The sequence below is a fragment of the Pedococcus soli genome (assembly GCF_054782575.1).
The window spans coordinates 196115-215550 of record NZ_BAAGSF010000004.1 but is presented as its reverse complement, the minus strand read 5'-3'; the positions used below and the strand labels follow the sequence as shown (position 1 = coordinate 215550).

22 protein-coding genes are annotated in these 19436 nt (G+C 71.0%); 11 read left to right on the top strand and 11 right to left on the bottom strand.

The features are described from left to right. Positions 1–109: 109 nt before the first annotated feature. The 4 genes from lysS (at position 110) to ACYVKF_RS07030 (ending at position 2906) form a co-directional block, all read left to right on the top strand. The gene (gene lysS / locus ACYVKF_RS07045) at positions 110–1567 is read left to right on the top strand and encodes a lysine--tRNA ligase (protein WP_082553478.1); all 1458 of its coding nucleotides are present in this window, start codon (positions 110–112) and stop codon (positions 1565–1567) included. Next, on the top strand, positions 1564–1752 hold the full coding sequence (locus ACYVKF_RS07040) for a hypothetical protein (protein WP_056915654.1): 189 nt from the start codon (positions 1564–1566) through the stop codon (positions 1750–1752). Before lysS ends, ACYVKF_RS07040 begins: the two co-directional genes overlap by 4 nt. Before the next feature lie 80 nt (positions 1753–1832). Continuing rightward, a complete protein-coding gene (locus ACYVKF_RS07035; RefSeq protein ID WP_056915653.1) occupies positions 1833–2165 on the top strand; it encodes a histone-like nucleoid-structuring protein Lsr2 in 333 nt (110 codons plus the stop codon). Between the two features lie 108 nt (positions 2166–2273). Then, complete coding sequence (locus ACYVKF_RS07030) at positions 2274–2906, top strand: hypothetical protein (protein ID WP_460965814.1); 633 nt, start codon at positions 2274–2276, stop codon at positions 2904–2906. A 129-nt stretch (positions 2907–3035) separates the two neighbouring features. Here the strand turns inward: ACYVKF_RS07030 and ligD (ACYVKF_RS07025) are convergent, their stop codons facing one another. Next, positions 3036–3902 (bottom strand): non-homologous end-joining DNA ligase, encoded by an 867-nt coding sequence (gene ligD, locus ACYVKF_RS07025; protein WP_056915651.1) that lies wholly within the window; start codon positions 3900–3902, stop codon positions 3036–3038. Next, positions 3895–4857 (bottom strand): non-homologous end-joining DNA ligase, encoded by a 963-nt coding sequence (ligD, locus tag ACYVKF_RS07020; RefSeq protein ID WP_460965812.1) that lies wholly within the window; start codon positions 4855–4857, stop codon positions 3895–3897. Before ligD (ACYVKF_RS07020) ends, ligD (ACYVKF_RS07025) begins: the two co-directional genes overlap by 8 nt. A 61-nt stretch (positions 4858–4918) precedes the next feature. On the opposite strand from ligD (ACYVKF_RS07020), the gene ku reads away from it, so the two are divergent. Both ku and ACYVKF_RS07010 read left to right on the top strand, forming a co-directional pair. Then, entirely contained in the window at positions 4919–5824 is a 906-nt protein-coding gene (gene ku, locus ACYVKF_RS07015) for a non-homologous end joining protein Ku (protein WP_056915649.1), read from the top strand. 1 nt (position 5825) lies between these two features. Beyond that, positions 5826–6212: a nuclear transport factor 2 family protein gene (locus ACYVKF_RS07010; RefSeq protein WP_460965809.1), complete on the top strand. Its 387-nt coding sequence runs from the start codon at positions 5826–5828 to the stop codon at positions 6210–6212. 18 nt (positions 6213–6230) lie between these two features. Here the strand turns inward: ACYVKF_RS07010 and ACYVKF_RS07005 are convergent, their stop codons facing one another. The 3 genes from ACYVKF_RS07005 to ACYVKF_RS06995 all read right to left on the bottom strand — a co-directional run bounded on the left by ACYVKF_RS07005 (position 6231) and on the right by ACYVKF_RS06995 (position 8854). Next, the gene (locus tag ACYVKF_RS07005; RefSeq protein WP_056915647.1) at positions 6231–6986 is read right to left on the bottom strand and encodes an ABC transporter permease; all 756 of its coding nucleotides are present in this window, start codon (positions 6984–6986) and stop codon (positions 6231–6233) included. A gap of 1 nt (position 6987) precedes the next feature. Further along, positions 6988–8013, bottom strand: coding sequence for an ATP-binding cassette domain-containing protein (locus tag ACYVKF_RS07000; protein ID WP_460965808.1), 1026 nt, complete (start codon positions 8011–8013; stop codon positions 6988–6990). 193 nt (positions 8014–8206) lie between these two features. Next, positions 8207–8854 carry a PadR family transcriptional regulator gene (locus ACYVKF_RS06995; RefSeq protein ID WP_460965806.1) on the bottom strand — a complete coding sequence of 216 codons (648 nt, stop codon included), beginning with the start codon at positions 8852–8854 and terminating at the stop codon, positions 8207–8209. 33 nt (positions 8855–8887) lie between these two features. On the opposite strand from ACYVKF_RS06995, the gene ACYVKF_RS06990 reads away from it, so the two are divergent. Continuing rightward, positions 8888–9715: an Fpg/Nei family DNA glycosylase gene (locus tag ACYVKF_RS06990; RefSeq protein WP_460965804.1), complete on the top strand. Its 828-nt coding sequence runs from the start codon at positions 8888–8890 to the stop codon at positions 9713–9715. A gap of 12 nt (positions 9716–9727) precedes the next feature. On the opposite strand, the gene ACYVKF_RS06985 is transcribed toward ACYVKF_RS06990, so the two are convergent. Further along, the gene (locus tag ACYVKF_RS06985) at positions 9728–10261 is read right to left on the bottom strand and encodes a hypothetical protein (RefSeq protein ID WP_460965802.1); all 534 of its coding nucleotides are present in this window, start codon (positions 10259–10261) and stop codon (positions 9728–9730) included. A 31-nt stretch (positions 10262–10292) separates the two neighbouring features. Here ACYVKF_RS06985 and ACYVKF_RS06980 point away from each other — a divergent pair, with 31 nt between their 5' ends. Continuing rightward, a complete protein-coding gene (locus ACYVKF_RS06980) occupies positions 10293–10931 on the top strand; it encodes a CGNR zinc finger domain-containing protein (RefSeq protein WP_460965800.1) in 639 nt (212 codons plus the stop codon). Positions 10932–11217: 286 nt separating this feature from the next. Then, entirely contained in the window at positions 11218–12315 is a 1098-nt protein-coding gene (locus ACYVKF_RS06975) for a S1C family serine protease (protein WP_460965798.1), read from the top strand. Between the two features lie 6 nt (positions 12316–12321). Here the strand turns inward: ACYVKF_RS06975 and ACYVKF_RS06970 are convergent, their stop codons facing one another. The 5 genes from ACYVKF_RS06970 to ACYVKF_RS06950 are packed head-to-tail and all read right to left on the bottom strand — an operon-like array spanning position 12322 to position 17358. After that, positions 12322–13437, bottom strand: coding sequence for a VWA domain-containing protein (locus tag ACYVKF_RS06970; RefSeq protein ID WP_460965796.1), 1116 nt, complete (start codon positions 13435–13437; stop codon positions 12322–12324). Beyond that, the gene (locus ACYVKF_RS06965) at positions 13438–14481 is read right to left on the bottom strand and encodes a VWA domain-containing protein (protein WP_460965794.1); all 1044 of its coding nucleotides are present in this window, start codon (positions 14479–14481) and stop codon (positions 13438–13440) included. It lies immediately after the preceding gene. Next, entirely contained in the window at positions 14478–15464 is a 987-nt protein-coding gene (locus ACYVKF_RS06960) for a DUF58 domain-containing protein (protein WP_460965792.1), read from the bottom strand. Before ACYVKF_RS06960 ends, ACYVKF_RS06965 begins: the two co-directional genes overlap by 4 nt. Beyond that, positions 15443–16480, bottom strand: coding sequence for an AAA family ATPase (locus ACYVKF_RS06955; RefSeq protein ID WP_056915638.1), 1038 nt, complete (start codon positions 16478–16480; stop codon positions 15443–15445). The genes ACYVKF_RS06960 and ACYVKF_RS06955 overlap by 22 nt, the downstream gene beginning before the upstream one ends. A gap of 14 nt (positions 16481–16494) precedes the next feature. Further along, the gene (locus ACYVKF_RS06950; protein ID WP_460965790.1) at positions 16495–17358 is read right to left on the bottom strand and encodes a S1C family serine protease; all 864 of its coding nucleotides are present in this window, start codon (positions 17356–17358) and stop codon (positions 16495–16497) included. Between the two features lie 127 nt (positions 17359–17485). On the opposite strand from ACYVKF_RS06950, the gene paaK reads away from it, so the two are divergent. Both paaK and ACYVKF_RS06940 read left to right on the top strand, forming a co-directional pair. Continuing rightward, entirely contained in the window at positions 17486–18763 is a 1278-nt protein-coding gene (gene paaK, locus ACYVKF_RS06945) for a phenylacetate--CoA ligase PaaK (protein WP_460965788.1), read from the top strand. A gap of 65 nt (positions 18764–18828) precedes the next feature. Continuing rightward, positions 18829–19344: a hypothetical protein gene (locus ACYVKF_RS06940; protein WP_056915636.1), complete on the top strand. Its 516-nt coding sequence runs from the start codon at positions 18829–18831 to the stop codon at positions 19342–19344. The last annotated feature ends 92 nt before the right edge of the window (positions 19345–19436 follow it).

Sequence of the window (19436 nt, the reverse complement as noted above, 5' to 3'; positions counted from 1 at the left end):
AGGGACCGGGTATGGCGCTGGGTACCCTTTGCTGGTGAGTGAAACCCCCAGCGCCACCACCGCCAACCCCACCGACGCCGCCGCTCCCGAGACCGACCTGCCCGAGCAGATGCAGGTCCGTCGGGACAAGCGCGACCGGCTGCTGGCGCAGGGCAAGCAGGCCTTCCCGGTCACGGTGCCGCGGACCCACTCGCTCGGCGAGGTGCGCGACCAGTGGGGCCACCTCGAGACCGGTGAGGAAACCCAGGACGTCGTCGGGGTCGCGGGCCGCGTGATCTTCGTCCGCAACACCGGCAAGCTGGCGTTCGCCACCCTCCAGGAAGGGATCGGGACTCGTCTGCAGGTCATGCTCAGCCTCGCCGAGGTCGGCGAGGAGGCGCTCGCGGAGTGGAAGTCGACCGTCGACCTCGGTGACCACGTGTTCGTCGAGGGGCGCGTCATCAGCAGCCGCCGCGGCGAGCTGTCGGTCATGGCGACCAGCTGGGAGATGGCGTCCAAGGCGCTGCGCCCGCTGCCGGTGCTGCACAAGGACCTGTCCGAGGAGGCGCGGGTGCGTCAGCGGTACGCCGACCTCATCGTGCGGCAGGAGGCTCGCGACATGGTCCGCACCAAGGCGCAGGTGCTCTCCTCGATCCGCCACGTGCTGGAGGGCCAGGGGTACCTCGAGGTCGAGACGCCGATCATCCAGCTCGTCCACGGCGGCGCCGCCGCCCGTCCGTTCAAGACCCACATGAACGCGTTCGACCAGGAGATGACCCTCCGGATCGCGTTGGAGCTCAACCTGAAGAAGGCCGTCGTCGGCGGGGTGGACCGCGTCTACGAGATGGGCCGCATCTTCCGCAACGAGGGCGTCGACGCCACGCACAGCCCCGAGTTCACGATGCTCGAGGCCTACCAGGCGTACGGCGACCAGACGACGATCGCGGCGCTGATGCGCGACATCTTCGTCGGGGTCGCCGACTCCCTGGGCTCCCGGCAGGTCGAGACCGCGGCCGGCACCATCGACCTCGACGGTGAGTGGCGCTGGCTGCCCGTCTACCAAGGAGTGTCCGAGGCGGTCGGCGAGACCGTCACCCTCGACACCGACGTGGAGACCCTGCGCGGGTATGCCGCGAAGCACGACGTCGCGATCGACCCGGCCTGGGACAAGGACAAGGTGTTCCTCGAGCTGCTCGGCGAGCTGGTCGAGCCCGGCCTGCTGCAGCCCACGTTCCTGTGCGACTACCCGGCGGTGGCGCAGCCGCTGGCGCGCCCGCACCGCAGCGAGCCCGGGCTGATCGAGGCCTGGGACCTCATCATCGGTGGCGTCGAGCGCGGCACCGGGTTCTCCGAGCTCGTCGACCCCGTCGTGCAGCGCGAGGTGCTCACGGCCCAGTCCATCAAGGCGGCCGGTGGCGACCCGGAGGCGATGCAGCTCGACGAGGACTTCCTGCGTGCCCTCGAGTACGGCGCCCCGCCCATGGGTGGCCTCGGGTTCGGTGTCGACCGGCTGGTCATGCTCTTCACCGACGCGAACATCCGCGAGACCATTCTCTTTCCCCACCTGAAGCCCGAGGTCTCCCGATGAACATCTGGCCCTACGTCGCGGCACTCATTCCGTCCGCAGGGGTCGGATTCCTCTTCTACCTCGTCATCAAGAACATGATCGAGGGGGACAGAAAGGAACGTCTCGCGCATTCCCAGTGGGAGAAGGCGCACGCGGAGAATGCCGACAATTCAGCTCCCGCGACAGATGTCGACAATTCTCGCTGAGGGTCGTCTTTTGCCTTGAGCGGGAATAGCGAATACTTTCAGGTGCAAACCCCTGCACCGAACCCCGAGAGGAATTCGCCATGGCACAACGCGTCAACATCGTTCTCGAGGACGACCTCGACGGAAGCCCGGCCGACGAGACGGTGACCTTCGCCCTCGACGGCGTCACGTACGAGATCGACCTCACCGCCGCGAACGCCACCGCCCTGCGCGAAGCGCTCGCCCCCTACGTCGGGCACGGCCGTCGCTCCGCGGGCCGTCGCACGACCAGCCCCCGCACCGCAGCCCGTCCCGCTGGTGCCAAGCGCGACCTCGGGGACGTCCGCGAATGGGCCCGCAAGAATGGCCACAAGGTCAGCGAGCGCGGGCGCATCTCGGCCGAGGTCCAGGCCGCCTACGACAAGGCGCACTGAATCCTGGTCCAGTGACCGGGCCGTTTGCGTGGTCCTTTTCCAGCGGGTGGCATTTTCGGGGTCGGCCCGGAAATTCCACCCGCTGGCCTCGTGACCTGCAGCGATGCCGTGGATGAATCCCTGAGCGCCCTCGTGCGCGTCGTCCAGCCGCACCTGTTGTGGCAGGTCGTCGCGGCCGACGACAATTCCCCCGACCTTCCCCTCGTGTGGTCGCACCTGGCCGCGGCGGGACCGGGTGATCCCACGGCGCGGTGGCGGGCGGCGTTCTCCGCGGCGACCGAGCGCTACTACCGCAGCCCTCCGCCGCCCGCGATGCCGGCCGCCTTCGTCCTCCAGTGGTGCCTCGAGCTGCCGGCCGCGCTCACGGCCACGGCCGCCCTGTTCGGCCCGTGGTCCCTGGACCCCCGCACCATCGGGCTGAGCTTCGCCGTCGAGCCGTCGGCGGCCTACCCGACGACCCTCCAGGTCCGCTCCGCCGGTGCGCTCGTCGCGGACCCGGGGCAGCGGCTCGAGTCCGCCAGGGCCGCCTACCTCGATGCGGGGCGTGAGCTCGCCGCGAACTTCCGCCCGGGGGTCAACCTCGGCCGCCACCAGCGCCTCGCCATGGTCGAGGACCTCTGGGAGATGTCCGTGGCGAGGGTGCGTCGCCTGCCTCCGGTGGAGCGCGACTCGTGCTGCTACCTGTATGCCGTGCCCGGCACCCACGAGTGCGCCGGCTGCCCGAGGCTCCGCCGCCGCTGACCGGGCCGTCCTGCGCGTGGCGCGGTTCGTGCGACCGCCCGCCGGCCTGGCGGTGGTGGTGCTCGTCCTGGGCGCGCTGGTGCTCGCCCTCACCTGACCCCCGGCGAGACCGGTCAAGCTCGTCGGCCGTCAGAGGAGGTCGGCCACGAGGTCGCCGTCGGCATCGAGCCGGTCGAGGACCTCGTCGAACATCAGCTGCTCGAGCTTCTTCCCGGCCGCCCCGGCCTCGACCTCGTCCCACGTGCGAGGCGCCGCGACGGTGGGGGTCTCCTTGCCTCGCAACGAGTACGGGCAGATCGTCGTCTTGGCGGCGACGTTCTGGCTCCAGTCGAGGAAGATCTTCCCGGGGCGCAGCGACTTGGTCATCTTCCAGACGACCAGGTCGGGGTGCTTCTTCGTCAGCTCCTGGGCGAGCTGCTGGGCGAGGTCGCGGGTCTGGTCGGACGAGAGGTCGCCCGGCAGGCCGGCATACAGCTGCATCCCCTTGCTCCCGCTGGTGACGGGGAACAGCTCCAGGCCGAGCTCGGAGAGCCGGTCGCGCACCATCACGGCGACCTGTGCGCACTCGCGCAGGCCGGCACCCGTGCCCGGGTCGAGGTCGATGACCAGCCGGTCGGGGTGCAGGCGGTTCCCGTCCTCGTCGATCCTCCACTGCGGCACGTGCAGCTCGATGGAGTTGAGGTTGACCAGGTAGGTGAGCTGGGCCAGGTCCTCGACGAGGGGATAGGTCACGTCGTCGATCCGCACCCGGGGCAGCCACGAGGGAGCGCCCGACGGGAGGTTCTTCTCGAAGAAGCTCTGGTCGCCGGTGCCGTGCGGCCAGCGCACGCGGGTCAGCGGCCGTGACGCGAGGTGGGGAAGCAGGACGTCGGCGACCTGCGCGTAGTAGTTGAGCACCTCGCCCTTGGTCGTCTCGGTGGAGGGGAACAGCAGCTTGTCGAGGCTGGTCAGCTTGAGCTTGCGGCCCTCCACGACGACGGAGGTCGACTCAGACATCACCGGCCTCCTCGTCGGCCCCGGCAACCTCGGAGAGCAGGTCCTCCGGGGTCAGGTCGGTCCGGACCCCGAGGTAGGCCGGCTGTCGCAGCCGACCGTCCCTGGTCACCTCCAGCGTCCGGGCCTCGACGACGACCCGCGGCTCGACCCAGAACGCGCCGTCGGCATCGATCCGGGGAACCTGCGTGACGAACGGCGACGTCTCGCGCGCCAGCGGCGCCAGCACCTCGGCCAGCTGGCGCTGGGCCCTGCCGGCGATCCCCGAACCCATCCGCCCGGCATACCTCCATCCCTGGGGGGAGGGCACGCCCAGCAGGACCGCGCCGAGGCGGTCGGTCGTGCCGACCTCCGGGCGCCACCCGCCGACCACGGCCGAGACGGTGAGCTTGTGGGGTGACTTGAGCCAGTCGGTGGACCGCCGACCCGGCAGGTACGGCGCGGAGAGCCGCTTGCTCACGACCCCCTCGAGCCCCTGCTCCAGGGTCGCGGAGAACAGCTCCTCGCCGTCGTCGTAGACGGGCGGCACCTGCCAGTGCCGGCCGGCGAGGTCGAGCCGCTCCAGCAGGTCCCGGCGGGCCGACAGCGGCTGCGAGGTGAGGTCCGAGCCGTACAGGCGCAAGAGGTCGAACACCATGAGGGTCACCGGCCGCACCGCGGCCAGGCGTTCGGCCTTGCGCCGGTCACGCACGTGCATGCGCTCGGCGAGGGCGCCGAACGACGGGCGGCCGCCGTCGAGGGCCACCACCTCCCCGTCGAGGAGCATGTCGTCGTACGCCTCGGCGAGCGGGGCGAGCTCGGGGTAGCTGGCCGTGACGTCGTTGCCGGTGCGCGACGTCAGGGTGAGGTGACCGTCCCGGATGTCGGCGAGCACCCGCATGCCGTCCCACTTGACCTCGTGGACCCAGCCGTCGCCCTGGGGGATCGCGGTGGCCGGGCTGGCCAGCATGGGGCGCATGGGGCCATCCTGACGCATAGGCTTTGCCGTGGAAGGCAACCGGGGACAAGGAGCGTGTGGCATGCGAGCGATCTGGAAGGGCGCCGTGTCGTTCGGCCTGGTCAACGTGCCGATCCGGCTGTACTCGGCGACGGAGAACCACGACGTCCAGTTCCGCCAGGTGCACCGCGAGGACGGCGGTCGCATCAAGTACCAGCGGATCTGCAGCATCGACGGCGAGATCGTGTCCTACGACGACATCGCCAAGGGGTACGAGACCGAGGACGGCGACATGGTCGTGCTCACCGACGAGGACTTCAAGGACCTGCCGTCCAAGAGCTCCAAGGAGATCGCGGTCGAGAAGTTCGTGCCCGCCGACCAGATCGACCCGATGCTCCTGGACAAGTGCTACTACCTCGAGCCGGACAAGGCCTCGACCAAGCCGTACGTCCTGCTGCGCGACGCCCTGGAGAAGGAGAACCGCATGGCGGTCGTCTCCGTCTCCATCCGCACGCGGATGACGATGGCGGTGCTGCGCGTGCGCGACGGCGTGATCGTCATGCAGACCATGCTGTGGCCCGACGAGATCCGCAAGCCGGACTTCGCCCACCTGGACGACGACGGGAAGGCGACCAAGCAGGAGCTGGCCATGGCCGACCTGCTCATCGAGCAGCTCGCCGGCGACTACGTGCCCGACGACTACGAGGACGACTACGCCACCGCCCTGCAGTCGCTGGTCAAGGCGAAGGTCGAGGGTGGCGAGGTCCAGGTCGCCGAGGAGTCCAAGGACGAGTCGGGGGAGGTCGTCGACCTGCTGGCCGCGCTCAAGCGCTCGGTCGACAAGGCGAAGGCGGCGCGCGGCGAGTCGACGTCCGACGACGCGCCCGCGACGAAGAAGGCGGCGTCCAAGTCCGCGTCGAAGTCCACCGCGGCGAAGTCCACGACGAAGAAGGCCGCCGCCAAGAAGACCGCGAAGAAGGCCAGCTGACGTGCCCACCTCCACCACGGCAGAGATGCCCACGCAGGACGACTGCGACATCGTCAAGGACTGCGAGCTGGCCCTGCTGCGTGGGGCGGTGCGGGGTGACCGGACCTCGGCGACCTTGTTGCTGCACAGGGACTTCCACGAGTTCGGTGCCTCGGGTGTGGTGTGGGACCGCGAGTCGGTCCTCGACATGATGGAGGCCGAGGCAGCCGAGGGCCCGGTGGACGTCAAGGCCGTCGACCTCGTGACCACCGGGCTCGGCCCGGGCGTCGTCCTCGTCACCTACGACTCGGTCACCCCGACCCGTCGCGCCCACCGCAGCTCGGTCTGGCTGCGGGAGGCCGGCCGGTGGCAGGTGCGCCACCACCAGGGCACCGTCGTCGCCGACTGACGACGGCGCCCCGGCGGGCTAGGCGTTCTCCTTGCGGAAGGTGGACGTCCCCCACGCCACTGCCAGCACGAAGAGGACTGCTGCCCACACGGTGCCCCAGATCATCGGCGACGAGGCGAAGTCGCCCGAGAAGGCCGTGCGGACCGCGTCGACGACCCACCGGAACGGCATCCAGGCCGAGATGTCGAGCAGCCACTTCGGGCCGATCGTCATCGGCAGGAGGATGCCGGACAGCAGCAGGACGGGCATCATCACCATGTTGATGACGGGGGCCATCACGTCCTCGCTCTTGGTGGTCAGCGCCAGGGCGTTGGAGGCCGCGGCGCAGGCGCCACCGACCAGCAGGGTGAGCAGGATGCCGAAGACGATCCCGCCGGCGGACCCGCGCATCCCCATGGCGTAGCCGAGCGCCACGAGGATCAGGGCCTGCACGAAGAGCTGGAGGATGTCGCGGATGAGGCGCCCGACCAGCAGGGCCGTCCGGCTCGCCGGGGTGACCCGCTCGGCTTCGATGACCCCTTCGCGCCACTCGCCGATGAGGCTGAAGCCGGCGAAGAAGGCCCCGAAGATGCCCAGCTGCACGAGCATCCCGGGCACGAAGAACGTGTAGGCGTTCGTCGCGCCGAACTGCTTGATGAGCGGCTTGAGCAGCGGCCCGAAGAGCAGCAGGTAGAGGATCGGCTGGAGGAGCCCGATGATCACCCACGCAGGGTTGCGCAGGTTCATCCGCAGCTGTCGCCGGAACACGATGTAGGACTCGCGCCAGAACCGCATGTCAGTTCTCCTTCGTCGTGGCGCCGGGTGCTCCGGCGGGACTGGTGTCGGCGGCGTCGCGCAGCGAGCGTCCGGTCAGGGTGAGGAACACGTCGTCCAGGGTCGGGCGGTGCACCTCGATGGACTCCAGCGAGATGTCGGCGTCGTGCAGGTCGCGGAGCAGGCCGGGGACGGCCTTGCCGGCGCGCTGGACCCGTCCGCGGACGTGGTTGCCCTCGATCTCGACGCCCTGCAGCACGTGCCGGGGTGCCTCGGCGATGGAGTCGAGGCGCTGGGCCGCCGCGGTGACCAGCTCGGCGTCGGAGACCTCGAGATCGACCAGGTCGCCGGCCACCTGGGCCTTGAGGTTGTCGGAGGTGTCGGCCGCCACGATCCTGCCGTGGTCGATGATGATGATCCGGTCGCTCAGGGCGTCGGCCTCGTCGAGGTAGTGCGTGGTGAGGAACACCGTGGCCCCTCGGCGGCGACGCAGGTCGGCGATGTGCTCCCAGAGGTTGGCCCGCGCCTGCGGGTCCAGGCCCGTGGTGGGCTCGTCGAGGAAGACGAGCGTGGGCTCGTGGATCAGGCCCATGACGATGTCGAGCCGCCGTCGCTGGCCACCGGACATGTTCTTGGGCATCCGGGTCCACAGGCCGTCGAGGTCGAGCTGGGTGAACAGCTCCTTGCCCCGACGCTCGGCCTCGGCGCCCTTCATCCCGTAGAGCATCCCGTGGTCGACGACCTCGTCGCCCGCGCGCGCGCCGCTGAAGGCGCCGCCCGCCTGCGAGACGTAGCCGATGCTGCGGCGCACCTGCTCGGAGTCCTTGACGACGTCGTACCCCGCGACCGTCGCCGTGCCCTCGGTCGGGCGCAGCAGCGTGGTCAGCATGCGCAGCGTCGTGGTCTTGCCGGCGCCGTTCGGACCGAGGAAGCCGACGACCTCCCCCTCCGCGACGTCGAGGTCGACGCCGTCGACGGCGCGCACCTCGGTCTTCTTCTTGCCCTCCCGTGTCTGGAAGGTCTGCACGAGCCCCCGTGCGTGGATCATCTGCCGCTCCCTTGATCTGTCGGCCGCGTGGGTCGGTGGTCCCGCGCGACCTGACCAGTGTTCAACATTGAATAGTGCCCGTCAACAGCGCTGGCCGCCCGGATCGGAGGACGACCCGACGGCGCGCACCGCAACGTAGACCCCGGCACCGACAGGAACTCATCGCTGACGGGTGCGCAGAGAGGGTGGAGGCCTACTCGGCCAGCATCGCCCGGTAGCGCTCGCGGTCGGCCTGCATCTGCCAGCCGGGGTCGTCGGCGGCGGGCTGCCACCCCATCGGCTCCCCGGCATACGCGAAGTCGCCGGCCCGCACCCGCCGGACGGTCTCGTCCAACCAGTCGTGCTGCGTGGCCGCGAGGCGGCTCCAGAGGTCCACCAGGGCGACGACGTGCGGCGGCAGGGAGTCGCCCGCTGCGGCCTGCGCGGCGTCGGCGGCCATCTTCTCGCGCATCGCGCCCAGGGTCGCGAGCCGCTTCTCGAGGTGGCCCAGGACGATCGGGCGGGGGACGAGCACGCTCATGCTCAGCGCGGTCTGGAGGCCGATCGAGTCGTAGGCGTCGACCGTCTCCAGGGCCTCCCCGAAGAGGCGGTCCAGCTCGGCGCGACCGGCCGGCGACACCGTGTAGACGGCGACGGTGCGCCCGCCGTCGACGAGGTCGTGGCGGACGAGGTGCTGCTGCTTGGTCAGGGTGGTGAGGGCGGAGTAGATGGAGCCGGGGTTGATGTGCGCCCACTGCTCGACGTCCCACGACAGCAGCTCGCGGCGGATCTGGTAGCCGTTGACCGGCTCGAAGAGGGCGACGGCGCCGAGCACCAGAAGCCGGGTCTGGGTGGCTGCCATGCCCGCAGTGTAGGAGTGCCGCATGATGGCCCCATGCCCGAAGGCCACACGCTGTACCGCCTCGCCCGAGACCTCGACACCGCATACAGGGGAACGCAGCCCGAGGCGAGCAGCCCGCAGGGCAAGTTCGCCGCCGGTGCCGCCCTGCTGTCGGGCCGCACCTTCGTCCACGCGACCTCGTGGGGCAAGCACCTGTTCGTCGAGTTCGACGGTGACGCCTGGCTGCACGTCCACCTCGGGCTGATCGGGACGTTCACGATCGACGAGCACGCCTACATCGGGGAGGTGCCTGTGGTCGGCCAGGTGCGCCTGCGCCTCGCGAACGACGCGCACGTCGCCGACCTGCGCGGCCCCAACCTGTGTGCCGTGATCACGCCGGAGCAGGTCGAGTCGGTCACGGCCCGGCTCGGGCCGGACCCGTTGCGACCCGAGCCCGACCCGGAGCTGGCCTGGCGCAAGATCTCGCGCAGCGCCCGGTCGGTGGCCGAGCTGCTCATGGACCAGGCGGTGCTGGCCGGGGTCGGCAACGTCTACCGCAGCGAGGTCCTCTTCCGGCAGCGCATCGACCCCTTCCGGCCCGGGAAGGAGCTGCGCCGCTCGAGCTGGGACGCCATCTGGCTCGACCTGGTCGACCTGCTGCCGCTGGGGGTGGCGACGGGGAAGATCGTCACGGTCGCGGAACAGGTCGAGCAGGTGCGCGCCGAGGTGGCAGCCGGCCGGGTCGACCCGCTCCAGACCCGGACCTCCTACGTGTACAAGCGGCAGGGTGAGCCGTGCCTGGTGTGCGGGTCGCGCATCCGGACCCGTGAGGTGGCGGGCCGCAACCTGTTCTGGTGCGGTCGCTGCCAGCGCCGCCGCTGACCCTGCTCCGCGTCAGTCGAGGGCGTCGCAGACGTTCTCGGCGCTGCCGTGCCGGCCGAGGGTGAAGCTGCGCGTCCCGTCGGCGGCGAAGGTCACGCGGGTTCCCTTGCCCGACAGCACGAACAGCCCGGTCGCCGGGGTGCTCCCGGCAGGCAGCGTCGCCCCGAACGGCCCCTTGAGCGACGTGAGCGACGCGGGCGACCCGTCCGGGTTGTAGGCGAACACCGCCGTGGCGCTGAGGTCCCGGACGACCGATCCCCCGGTCGACAGGTTCGTGTAGCGCTCGACGAGGGTGCCGCGGAACAGCTGCTCCCTGGGCGTGCCGTCGGGGTACGTCGCCGTGGTGCGGTACTCCTCGTCGTCCTCGACGACGGAGATCCGCACGTCGAACGCGCACGTCGAGCGAGCTGCCGTGACGGTCACGTCGCTGGACCGGTATGGGGTCCAAGGACTTCCGGTCCCGCCCGCGGCAGCCGGGGTGCTCCCGAACCCGAGGACGGCGGTGGTCGCCAGCAGGGCGGCGGGGGTTGCGGCGAGTCGTCGCATGATCGTCTCCTAACCAGATAACATGCTTTGAATGGTTAGCAGTCAAGCGGTGACCTCCGCCGAGGTCAAGGGCGGCCACTGGTTCGTGGTGGACGGACTCGCCCTGCCCCGGGCCGTCGGCGGACACCCCGGGCTCGACTTCGTCAACACGCTGGCCGGGTGGGCGGAGGCGGAGCCCAGCGACTACCTGAAGACCTACGACCACCTCGCCGTCTGGGCTTCGGTGTCAGGGCTCCTCGAGGCGGACGCGGCCACGGCGCTGCGTCGTCGGGCGGCCAGCCGGAAGGCCGAGGGCGACGCGATCCTCAAGGACGCCAAGCGATTTCGCGCCGACCTGCGCGCACTGGTCCTCGACCCGGCGGACAGTCGTGCTCTGCGCCGTGTCAACGGCGTGGTCAGCAGGGCCGCCGCCCGGGCCGAGCTGGTTCCCGGCCCGGGACCGGCACCACGGTGGTCCGTCGGGGGCGGGCTCGAGCGCCCCCTCCTGGCGGTCGCGTGGGCCGCGTCGGAGCTCCTCACCCAGGAGGACCTGTCAGCCGTCGGCGCCTGCCCGGGGGACGGTTGTGGATGGGTCTTCCTCGACCCGAGGGGTCGTCGGCGGTGGTGCAGCATGCAGTGGTGCGGCAACCGTTCCAAGGTCCGCGCCCACGCCGAACGCCACCGCGCCTGAGCCCCCACTCGGCCTGCCCGGCGCGCGAACCACCCGTAATCGCCGGAAAGCCGCCAGATGTAGGTGTTCAGGACGGCATCACAGGAGTACAAGGGACACACGGCGTCACTGGGGAGGCACCATGCAGGGCACTCGAGTCCGTGGTCGGGTCGCGGTGACAGGGCTGCTGGCCGTCACCGTCGCGGCGTGTTCTGGGGCGCCGGTCGACCCGGGTCCAGCCACCTCGGCAGGGTCCACGACCACGACTGCGCCGACCACCACGACAGCGCCAACCACCACCACACCGGTGTCCACGCCCACGTCCACGACCAGCGCCGAGAGTGCCGGCCCCGTCGACTGGGCGAAGCTCGTCGCCGATGCCCGGCCCGGCGTGGTCCGGCTCGAGGTCGCCTCGTGCGATGCGCGGTGGATGGGGACCGGCTTCGTGGTCGGGCCGCACCAGATCATGACGGCGGCCCACGTGGCGATCGACGCGCAGACCGTCAGCGTGCAGGGCGACGGCTTCAACACGACCGCCGACGTGGTGGGCCTGGACCGCGGTTCGGACTCAGCCCTCCTCTGGTCGCCCGAGGACCTCCAGCATCCGCTGAAGCTCGCACCGGTCGGGCCGCAGCTGGCCGCCCCGGTCGCGTTGCTGGGATTTCCGCAGGCCGTGAGCGACCTGCGCGTCACGCAAGGGATCGTCAGCGGGCTGCAGGCGTCAGCCGACTACTCCGACGTCGACATCCACCTGGCCGGACTCATCGCCACCGATGCCGCGATCAACGGCGGCAACAGTGGCGGTCCGGCGCTGGGCCGTGACGGGTCTGTCATCGGCCTCGTCACCGGCAAGCAGGTCTGGAACGTCGAGGACGATCCCGTTGAGGGCACCGGGTTCCTGGTGCCCGCGGCGCAGCTCGCCCCCCACCTGCGCGAATGGCGTGACCTGACGCCCCCGGACGGTGGACGCGGATGTGACGGTGACAACCAGGCCCCCGAGGCGCAGGGCTCCATCCTCGAGGTCGAGGTGGTGCCCGACTCCGCCGAGGCCGGGGATGTCGCGCGCTCCCTCGTGCTGCACGGCGAGAGCATCAACCACGGCGACTACGAGATCGCCTGGGGGCTGTTCACCCCCCGCCTGAAGCGTGACCTCGGAAGCCTGAGCACCTGGGAGTCCGGGCTGGGGTCGTCGTACTGGACCAACCTGACCGTGGGATCGGTCGAGGTCTCCGGTGACGAAGCCGTCGTCGAAGCAGCCCTGCGGACCGAGCAGGATGCCAAGGACGGGTACCGCGGCCAGACCTGCTCGATCTACTCGCTCACCTACTCGATGAAGAGGGACGGAGCGGCCTGGCTGATCGACCACGCGAAGAATGCCCAGGGTTCCCCACGCGCCTGCCCCTGACGTCGGTCAGCTGGGGTTGGACCGCCAGCGGCTGCCGAGCCACAGACCGCCGAGGAGCAGCACCGCGGCCATCGCCGCGAACGCGACGCTCACGTCGACCGACTGCTCCTGGGTGACCACGTGCTTGGGCAGGTCCGCCAGCACCCCCTGGAGCTGGTCCGCGTCACTGGCGGTGAAGTACTCGCCCCCCGTCGTCGAGGCCACGGCGCGCAGGGCGTCCTCGTCGACGACGAGGAAGTTGCGCCCTCCGGGACCGATGCCGCTCAGCCCCTGTCCGGGCCCGTCGTACAGCCCGCCACCGAGCTGTTCGCGGGTGCAGACCATCTGCGTGGGCTCGGTCGTGCCGAACCCGATGGGGTAGACGCGCACCCCTCGGGCGGCGGCCTGGGCCGCTGCGTCCTCGGGGGTGACCCCGCGGGTGTTCGCCCCGTCGGTGAGCAGCACGACGATCTCGGGCGCGGTCTGCGCCGCCTTCGGGGTGGGGGTCGTCGGGTTGCCGGGGGTGCCGGGCTGTCCGGGCAGCCCGCCCGGAACCCCCGGCACCTGGCCGCCCGCGCTGGTGTCTGCGGGGGCGACCTGGGGGTTGATCTCGGCGATGGCGTCGATGGACTTCAGGATGGCGGCGCCGATGGTGGTGCCGCGTCCGGTGGTGAGGCCGTCGACGGCCTTCGTGAGCTGGTCGTGGTCGGTCGTCGGTGCGACCGCGACCTGCGCGAACCCCGAGAACACCACGAGCCCGATCCGGGTGCGGTCGTCCTGCTTGTCGATGAAGGAGCGCACCGCGTCCTGGGCTGCCGCCAGCCGGTTGGGGGTGACGTCGGTGGCGCACATCGATCCTGACACGTCCACAGCGAGGATCACCGCGGAGGAGGAGATGGGCACCTCGGCGCGCACCTGCGGCCGGGCGGCGGCCGTGCCGAGGGCCGCGAGCGCGGCGAGGACGAGGGCGATCGGCACGTGCCGACGCCACATCCGCTGCCTGGGCAGCGCCGCGCGGATCAGCGCGACGCTCGAGAAGGCGACCGCCTGCCGACGACGTCGGCGCAGCTGCCACAGGTAGAGGCCGACGAGCAGCGGCACGGTCACGAGCGCGACGAGTGCGTAGGGGATCGCGAACGACATCTAGACCACCCGTCCTGCTCGGAGCACCGACACGGCCGCGCCGAGCAGCAGCAGGATCGCCGCCGCCGTGGCGAACCACGACGTCACCTCGCGCTCCTGGGTGCGCGCGGTCCACGCCAGGTCGATGGAGCTGTAGACCTTCGAGAGGGAGGCGGCGTCGTCGGCGGCGTAGTAGGCGCCGTCCGTGGTCTCGGAGATCTTGCGCAGCGATGCCTCATCCAGCGCGGTGGAGATCTGGAACCCGTCCACCTGCAGGACCGTGCCCCGGGTGCTGCCCACGCCGATCGTGTAGATCTTCACGCCGGCGCTCGAGGCGAGGTCGGCGATCTCGAGGGGGTCGGGATCGGTGGTGTTCTCGCCGTCCGAGAGCAGCACGATGGCCGCGGAGCCGTAGTAGCCGATGTCGGCGTCGTCCCCGGCTCCGGGCGTGGCCCCCACCTCGATCGGCTTGCCTGCGATGGCGCTGAGCGAGGACACGATGCCCCGGCCCACCGCGGTGGCGCCCTGCGGCGTGAGGCGGTCGATCGCCGCGAGCACCTCGGTGCGGTCCTCGGTCGGCTGCTGGGAGACCAGGGCGCTGTCACCGAAGGCGACCACCCCGATGCGGATCGTCGACGGCTGGCGCTCGACGAACTTCCGCGCGGCGGCCTTGGCGGCGTCGAGCCGGGTGGGGGAGATGTCCTTGGCTGCCATGCTGGTCGAGATGTCGAAGGCCAGCATGACCGTCCCCTCCCGCCGGGGCTCGGCCACGGTGGCGGTGGGCCGGGCCAGCGAGACCAGCAGGACCGTGAGCGCTGCCAGCATGAGGGCCGGGGCCAGGTGCCGCCGGCGGTCGCGGCGCCGCGCCGGGGAACCGGCTGCGCCCCATACCTGTCCCGGCCCGGCTGCGCCGGCCTCGGTCGGTATGCCGCCCACGGGCACCAGCCCCATCGCGGCCAGCTCGTCGCGCCGTGCGTCCTGACGGCGCTGCTGCGCCCGGTAGGCGACCACGAGCGCGGGCACCGCGAACAGGCCCAGCAGCATCCACGGCCAGGTGAAGCTCATCGGCCCTGGCTCCTGCGCAGGGCGGAGATCCGGGCCAGGGCCCGGACCAGGTCGTCGTCGGTGGCGACGGTGTGGATCATGGTGCCGGCCTTGCGGGCGGCGGCCTGGAGGGACTCCTGGCGTTCTGCGGCCAGGACCGCCAGGCGCTCGCGGAAGACCGGGTCGTCGGTGTCGACGAAGATCTGTTCTCCCGTCTCGGAGTCCTCGACGTAGACCATCCCCACCGCCGGCAGCTCGGACTCGCGCGGGTCGACGACCTGGATGGCGACGACGTCGTGCCGTCGGGCCAGCAGCGACAGGTGCTTCTCCCACCCCGGCTGGGTGATGAAGTCGGAGACGATGACCAGCAGCGAACGTCGACGCGCCAGGCCGAGGGCGGCGCGCAGCAGCACCGACAGGTCGGTGGTCCCGGGGGTGGCCGGTTCCTCCGTGTGGGACCGGCCCCAGCGGCGGCCGGTGCGACCGGTGCGTGAGACGGGGGCGGCCGGCGGTGGGCGCAGCAGGGCCTGGGCGATCCGCAGGACCTGGTTGCGTCCCTGGCCGGGAGGGATGGTCGCGATGGTGCCGTCGAACAGGGCCGCGCCGATCCGGTTGCCGCCGCGGGACAGGACGTGGGCCAGGGTGGTGGCGACCTCGGCGAGCACGAGCGACTTCTGCCGGTCGACGGGGCCGAACCCCATGGACGCGGTGCGGTCGAGCAGCAGCCAGCAGGTGACCTCGCGGTCCTCGATGTACTCGCGCACGTACGGGGTGTCCATCCGCGCGGTGACGTTCCAGTCGATGTGGCGCAGGTCGTCGCCGGGGGCGTACTCCCGAAGGTCGGTGAAGTCGACACCGGACCCGCGGAACAGCGTGCGGTAGTCGCCCTGCAACCGGCCGTCGAGCCGGCGGATGACGCGCCACTCCAACCGCCGCAGCAGTCGCTCGGCGGTGAGCGGGGAGGCCGTGGCCCCCGGCTCGGTCAGCGTGGCCCGGCGGTCCACGGTGCCTCGGTCTGCTGGGGGCGGCGGTCCCGGAGCGGGACGTCGGGCATGGAGACGGCGCGCAGGATGGGCTCGAGCAGGTCGTCCGGTCCGATGCCCTCGGCCAGGGCCTCGTAGGACAGGACGAGGCGGTGCCGCATCACGTCGAACGCGAGGTCGCGCACGTCCTGGGGTCGGGCGAAGTCGCGACCACGCAGGAACGACAACGCCTTGCCCGCGAGGACGAGGTTGATGGATGCGCGCGGGCTGGCCCCGAACGACAGGTACCTGGCCAGCTCGGGCAGCCCGACCGACGCCGGGTTGCGGGTCGCGCCGACGAGCCGCACCGCGTACTCGATGACCGCGGGGTCGACGTAGACCGCGTCTGCCTGCTGCTGGTACTCCACGAGCCGCTCCGGGTCGAGGACCCGCTGGGTCGGTTCGAGCCGCGTGGTCATCCGCTCGACGACGACGAACTCCTCCGAGGGCGTGGGGTACCCGATGACCGTCTTGAGCATGAACCGGTCGACCTGCGCCTCCGGCAACGCGTAGGTGCCCTCGGACTCGATGGGGTTCTGGGTCGCCATGACCAGGAAGGGGTTCGGGGCCTTGAAGGTCTCGCGGCCGATCGTCACCTGGCGTTCCTGCATCACCTCGAGCAGCGCGCTCTGGACCTTCGCCGGCGCGCGGTTGATCTCGTCGGCGAGGACGAGGTTGGCGAACACCGGCCCGAGGGAGACCTGGAACTCGCCCTCCTTCTGGTTGTAGATCCGCGTGCCGATGACGTCGGCCGGCACGAGGTCGGGGGTGAACTGGATCCGCTGGAACTCCCCACCGATCGCCTCCGCCAGCGTCTTGACCGCCATCGTCTTGGCCAGCCCGGGGACGCCCTCGACGAGGAGGTGTCCACGCGCGAGGAGGGCGACGAGCATCCGCTCCACCAGCAGGTCCTGCCCGACGATGGTCTTCTTCACCTCGTAGAGCGCCTGCTCCAGCGGGTGCTGCGGGCGACCGGGCTGCGGGCGGTGCGGGTCCATGGGCTCTCCTGGGTTCACTGCGGCGGGCTGCCGGCGACGCCGCCGGCCGTGGCGATGGGAACGGCGAATCCGATGCCCACGAAGAAGTTCTGCTCGGACGGGTTGGCCAGCCCGGTGACGATGCCGATGACCTGTCCGTCGCGGTTGAGCAGCGGGCCACCGGAGTTGCCGGGGTTCACCGCGGCGTCGAACTGGATCAACCCCTTGAGGGTCTGTCCGGAGCCGACGCTGATCGAGCGGTCCAGCGCCGACACGAGGCCGCCGCTCAGGGACTGGGTGAGGCCGAGGGGGTGGCCGAGGGGGAAGACCTCGTCGCCGACCTGCGCACCCCCGCCCAGGACGGCGGGGACCACGACCTGGGGCAGCGTGTCCGGCGTCAGGACGGCGGTGTCGCTGGCCGCTTCCTGCTCCTTGATCGAGGCGCTGGCCCGGGTGCCGTCGGTGAACCGAACGCGGATGGTGTCCGCACCGTCGACGACGTGCAGGGCGGTGAGGATGGTGCCCTCGGCGCTGACCACCACCCCCGCTCCCGTGCCGTTCTGGGATCCCTTGGCACCCACACCCGTGGTGGTGATGGTGACCAGCGAGGGCAGGGCGGCCCGGTAGGCCGTCGCCGCGTCGGTGGGGGCCTTGCGGGCGTTCTCCTGCGCGTCGGCGATGCCCTTCTCGACCTGCTTCTGGACGTCTGCCTGCGTCAGGGGAGGGACGTCCGGTCCGCGGGTGAGGGCGAAGCCCGTGCCGGCGGCCACGACCACGGCCAGCACCGCGGCGAGGACGATCCAGCGGCGGGCCGGACGGGACCGGCCGGCAGGCGGAGCCACGTCGCTCACCGGTCCCGAGGGGGTGTCGACGACCAGCGGCGACTGCACCCGGTCCACCTTGGCGAGCGTACGTCCGATCCCCGGTGGGCGACACCGGCATCCGGCATTCACGGGAAACTCTCAGGTTCGGGGGCCGTGGGCCGCTGCACGCCACTGCGCGGGTGGCAGTGCGAGGATCGCTGCCATGGACAACGTCGTCTCGTCGGTGGAGGAGCTGCGCGCCCAGCAGCTGGAACGGCTGCGCTGGAGCCTGCGTCATGCCTATGACCACGTCCCGCACTACCGCGGGGCCTTCAACGCCGCCGGGGTGCACCCCGACGACGTCCACGAGCTCGCCGACCTCTCCCGCTTCCCGTTCACGGCCAAGGCCGACCTGCGCGACAACTACCCCTTCGGCATGTTCGCGGTGCCGCGGGAGCAGGTCTCGCGCATCCACGCCTCGAGCGGCACGACGGGCAAGCCCACCGTCGTCGGCTACACCCGCGAGGACATCGACACCTGGGCCGAGGTGATGGCCCGCTCGATCGAGGCCGCCGGCGGCCGTCCGGGCGACATGGTCCACATCGCCTACGGCTACGGCCTGTTCACCGGTGGCATCGGTGCGCACTACGGCGCCGAGCGGCTCGGCTGCACCGTCGTGCCGGTCAGCGGCGGCATGACCGAGCGCCAGGTCCAGCTCATCCAGGACTTCAGGCCCCGCATCATCATGGTCACGCCCTCCTACTTCCTCGCGATCCTCGACGAGATGGAGGCCCAGGGCATCGACCCGAAGGACACCTCGCTGGAGATCGGCATCTTCGGCGCCGAACCCTGGACGGAGCAGATGCGCGAGGAGGTCCAGCGCCGTAGCAACCTCCGGGCGGTCGACATCTACGGGCTGTCCGAGGTCATGGGCCCGGGCGTCTCGCAGGAGTCGGGGCAGACGCAGGACGGGCTGCACGTCTGGGAGGACCACTTCTACCCCGAGGTCGTCGACCCGATCACGGGCGAGGTGCTCCCGGACGGCGAGGAGGGTGAGCTCGTCTTCACGTCGTTGACCAAGCAGGCGATGCCGGTGGTCCGCTACCGCACCCGCGACCTCACCACCCTCCTGCCCGGCACGGCCTACCCGCAGTTCCGCAGGATGGCCAAGATCACCGGGCGCAGCGACGACATGATGATCGTCCGTGGGGTCAACGTCTTCCCGTCGCAGATCGAGGAGCACCTGCTCGCCATCGAGGGGCTGACCCCCCACTACCTGTGCGTGCTCACCAGGCCCGGACGCATGGACGAGCTGACCGTCCAGGTGGAGTCGGCGCACCCGACCGACGAGGCCGCCCGCGCGGCGATGGCCTCCGCACTGCGTTCGCGCGTGAAGGACCACGTCGGCGTGACGATCGCCGTCGAGGTGCTCGCGCCCCACGCGCTCGAGCGCTCCCTGGGCAAGGCCAAGCGGATCAGCGACCGTCGCGACCTGCGCTGAGCCGAACCGTTCGCCCTGAGCGGACACGTCTGGTGGCGTGGTTGTAACGGTGTAATCATCATTACATGACTACCAAGACCACAGCAGAAGCATGGCTTGCCGGGCGGCTCCCCGCCGACTGGTTCACCGGGCCCGTCGAGGTCACCCGTGACCGCGACGAGCTCGTCATCGTCGGCACCCTGGCCGAGCCCGCCCTCGAGACGGACGCCGACGACACCACCGCCCGCGAGATCGCCGCGCGCGGCCGCATCACCTCCTTCCGGGAGGACACCCGCGAACGCCGCATCGAGATCGCCCGCGAGCTCGAGCACCTCTCCGGCCGCAAGGTCTCCTGGGGCGTTCGGGTCGGCGACACCGAGGCGATGTTCACCCACCTCGCGGCTCCGGTGATGACGCGGCTGCGCCAGCCGGAGCGCCGGGTCCTCGACACGCTCGTCGAGGCCGGCGTCGCCAAGTCGCGTTCCGAGGCCCTCGCCTGGTGCGTCCGCCTGGTCGGGGAGAAGTCCGACAGCTGGCTCGCCGAGCTGCGGACCGCGATGGAGCACGTGGACGAGGTCCGGAAGAAGGGTCCGGGGGCCTGATCACCCACCACCCGGGAGGTATGGCGCGGGGCCGGTCGCGCGCCATACCCAGCCCGGAAGGGCCCGAGGGGGCCTCGACCACGCCCGGAGTC

Coding starts and splice junctions, on each gene's coding strand:
- ACYVKF_RS06940 (WP_056915636.1), top strand. CDS start 18,829: ATGACTACCAAGACCACAGCAGAAGCATGGCTTGCCGGGCGGCTCCCC.
- ACYVKF_RS06995 (WP_460965806.1), bottom strand. CDS start 8,854: ATGGCAGCCACCCAGACCCGGCTTCTGGTGCTCGGCGCCGTCGCCCTC.
- ACYVKF_RS07040 (WP_056915654.1), top strand. CDS start 1,564: ATGAACATCTGGCCCTACGTCGCGGCACTCATTCCGTCCGCAGGGGTC.
- ACYVKF_RS06970 (WP_460965796.1), bottom strand. CDS start 13,437: ATGTCGTTCGCGATCCCCTACGCACTCGTCGCGCTCGTGACCGTGCCG.
- ACYVKF_RS07005 (WP_056915647.1), bottom strand. CDS start 6,986: ATGCGGTTCTGGCGCGAGTCCTACATCGTGTTCCGGCGACAGCTGCGG.
- ligD (WP_460965812.1), bottom strand. CDS start 4,857: ATGCGCCCCATGCTGGCCAGCCCGGCCACCGCGATCCCCCAGGGCGAC.
- ACYVKF_RS07000 (WP_460965808.1), bottom strand. CDS start 8,013: ATGATCCACGCACGGGGGCTCGTGCAGACCTTCCAGACACGGGAGGGC.
- ACYVKF_RS06980 (WP_460965800.1), top strand. CDS start 10,293: ATGGTTAGCAGTCAAGCGGTGACCTCCGCCGAGGTCAAGGGCGGCCAC.
- ACYVKF_RS06955 (WP_056915638.1), bottom strand. CDS start 16,480: ATGGACCCGCACCGCCCGCAGCCCGGTCGCCCGCAGCACCCGCTGGAG.
- lysS (WP_082553478.1), top strand. CDS start 110: ATGCAGGTCCGTCGGGACAAGCGCGACCGGCTGCTGGCGCAGGGCAAG.
- ligD (WP_056915651.1), bottom strand. CDS start 3,902: ATGTCTGAGTCGACCTCCGTCGTCGTGGAGGGCCGCAAGCTCAAGCTG.
- ACYVKF_RS07035 (WP_056915653.1), top strand. CDS start 1,833: ATGGCACAACGCGTCAACATCGTTCTCGAGGACGACCTCGACGGAAGC.
- ACYVKF_RS06965 (WP_460965794.1), bottom strand. CDS start 14,481: ATGAGCTTCACCTGGCCGTGGATGCTGCTGGGCCTGTTCGCGGTGCCC.
- ACYVKF_RS06985 (WP_460965802.1), bottom strand. CDS start 10,261: ATGCGACGACTCGCCGCAACCCCCGCCGCCCTGCTGGCGACCACCGCC.
- ku (WP_056915649.1), top strand. CDS start 4,919: ATGCGAGCGATCTGGAAGGGCGCCGTGTCGTTCGGCCTGGTCAACGTG.
- paaK (WP_460965788.1), top strand. CDS start 17,486: ATGGACAACGTCGTCTCGTCGGTGGAGGAGCTGCGCGCCCAGCAGCTG.
- ACYVKF_RS06990 (WP_460965804.1), top strand. CDS start 8,888: ATGCCCGAAGGCCACACGCTGTACCGCCTCGCCCGAGACCTCGACACC.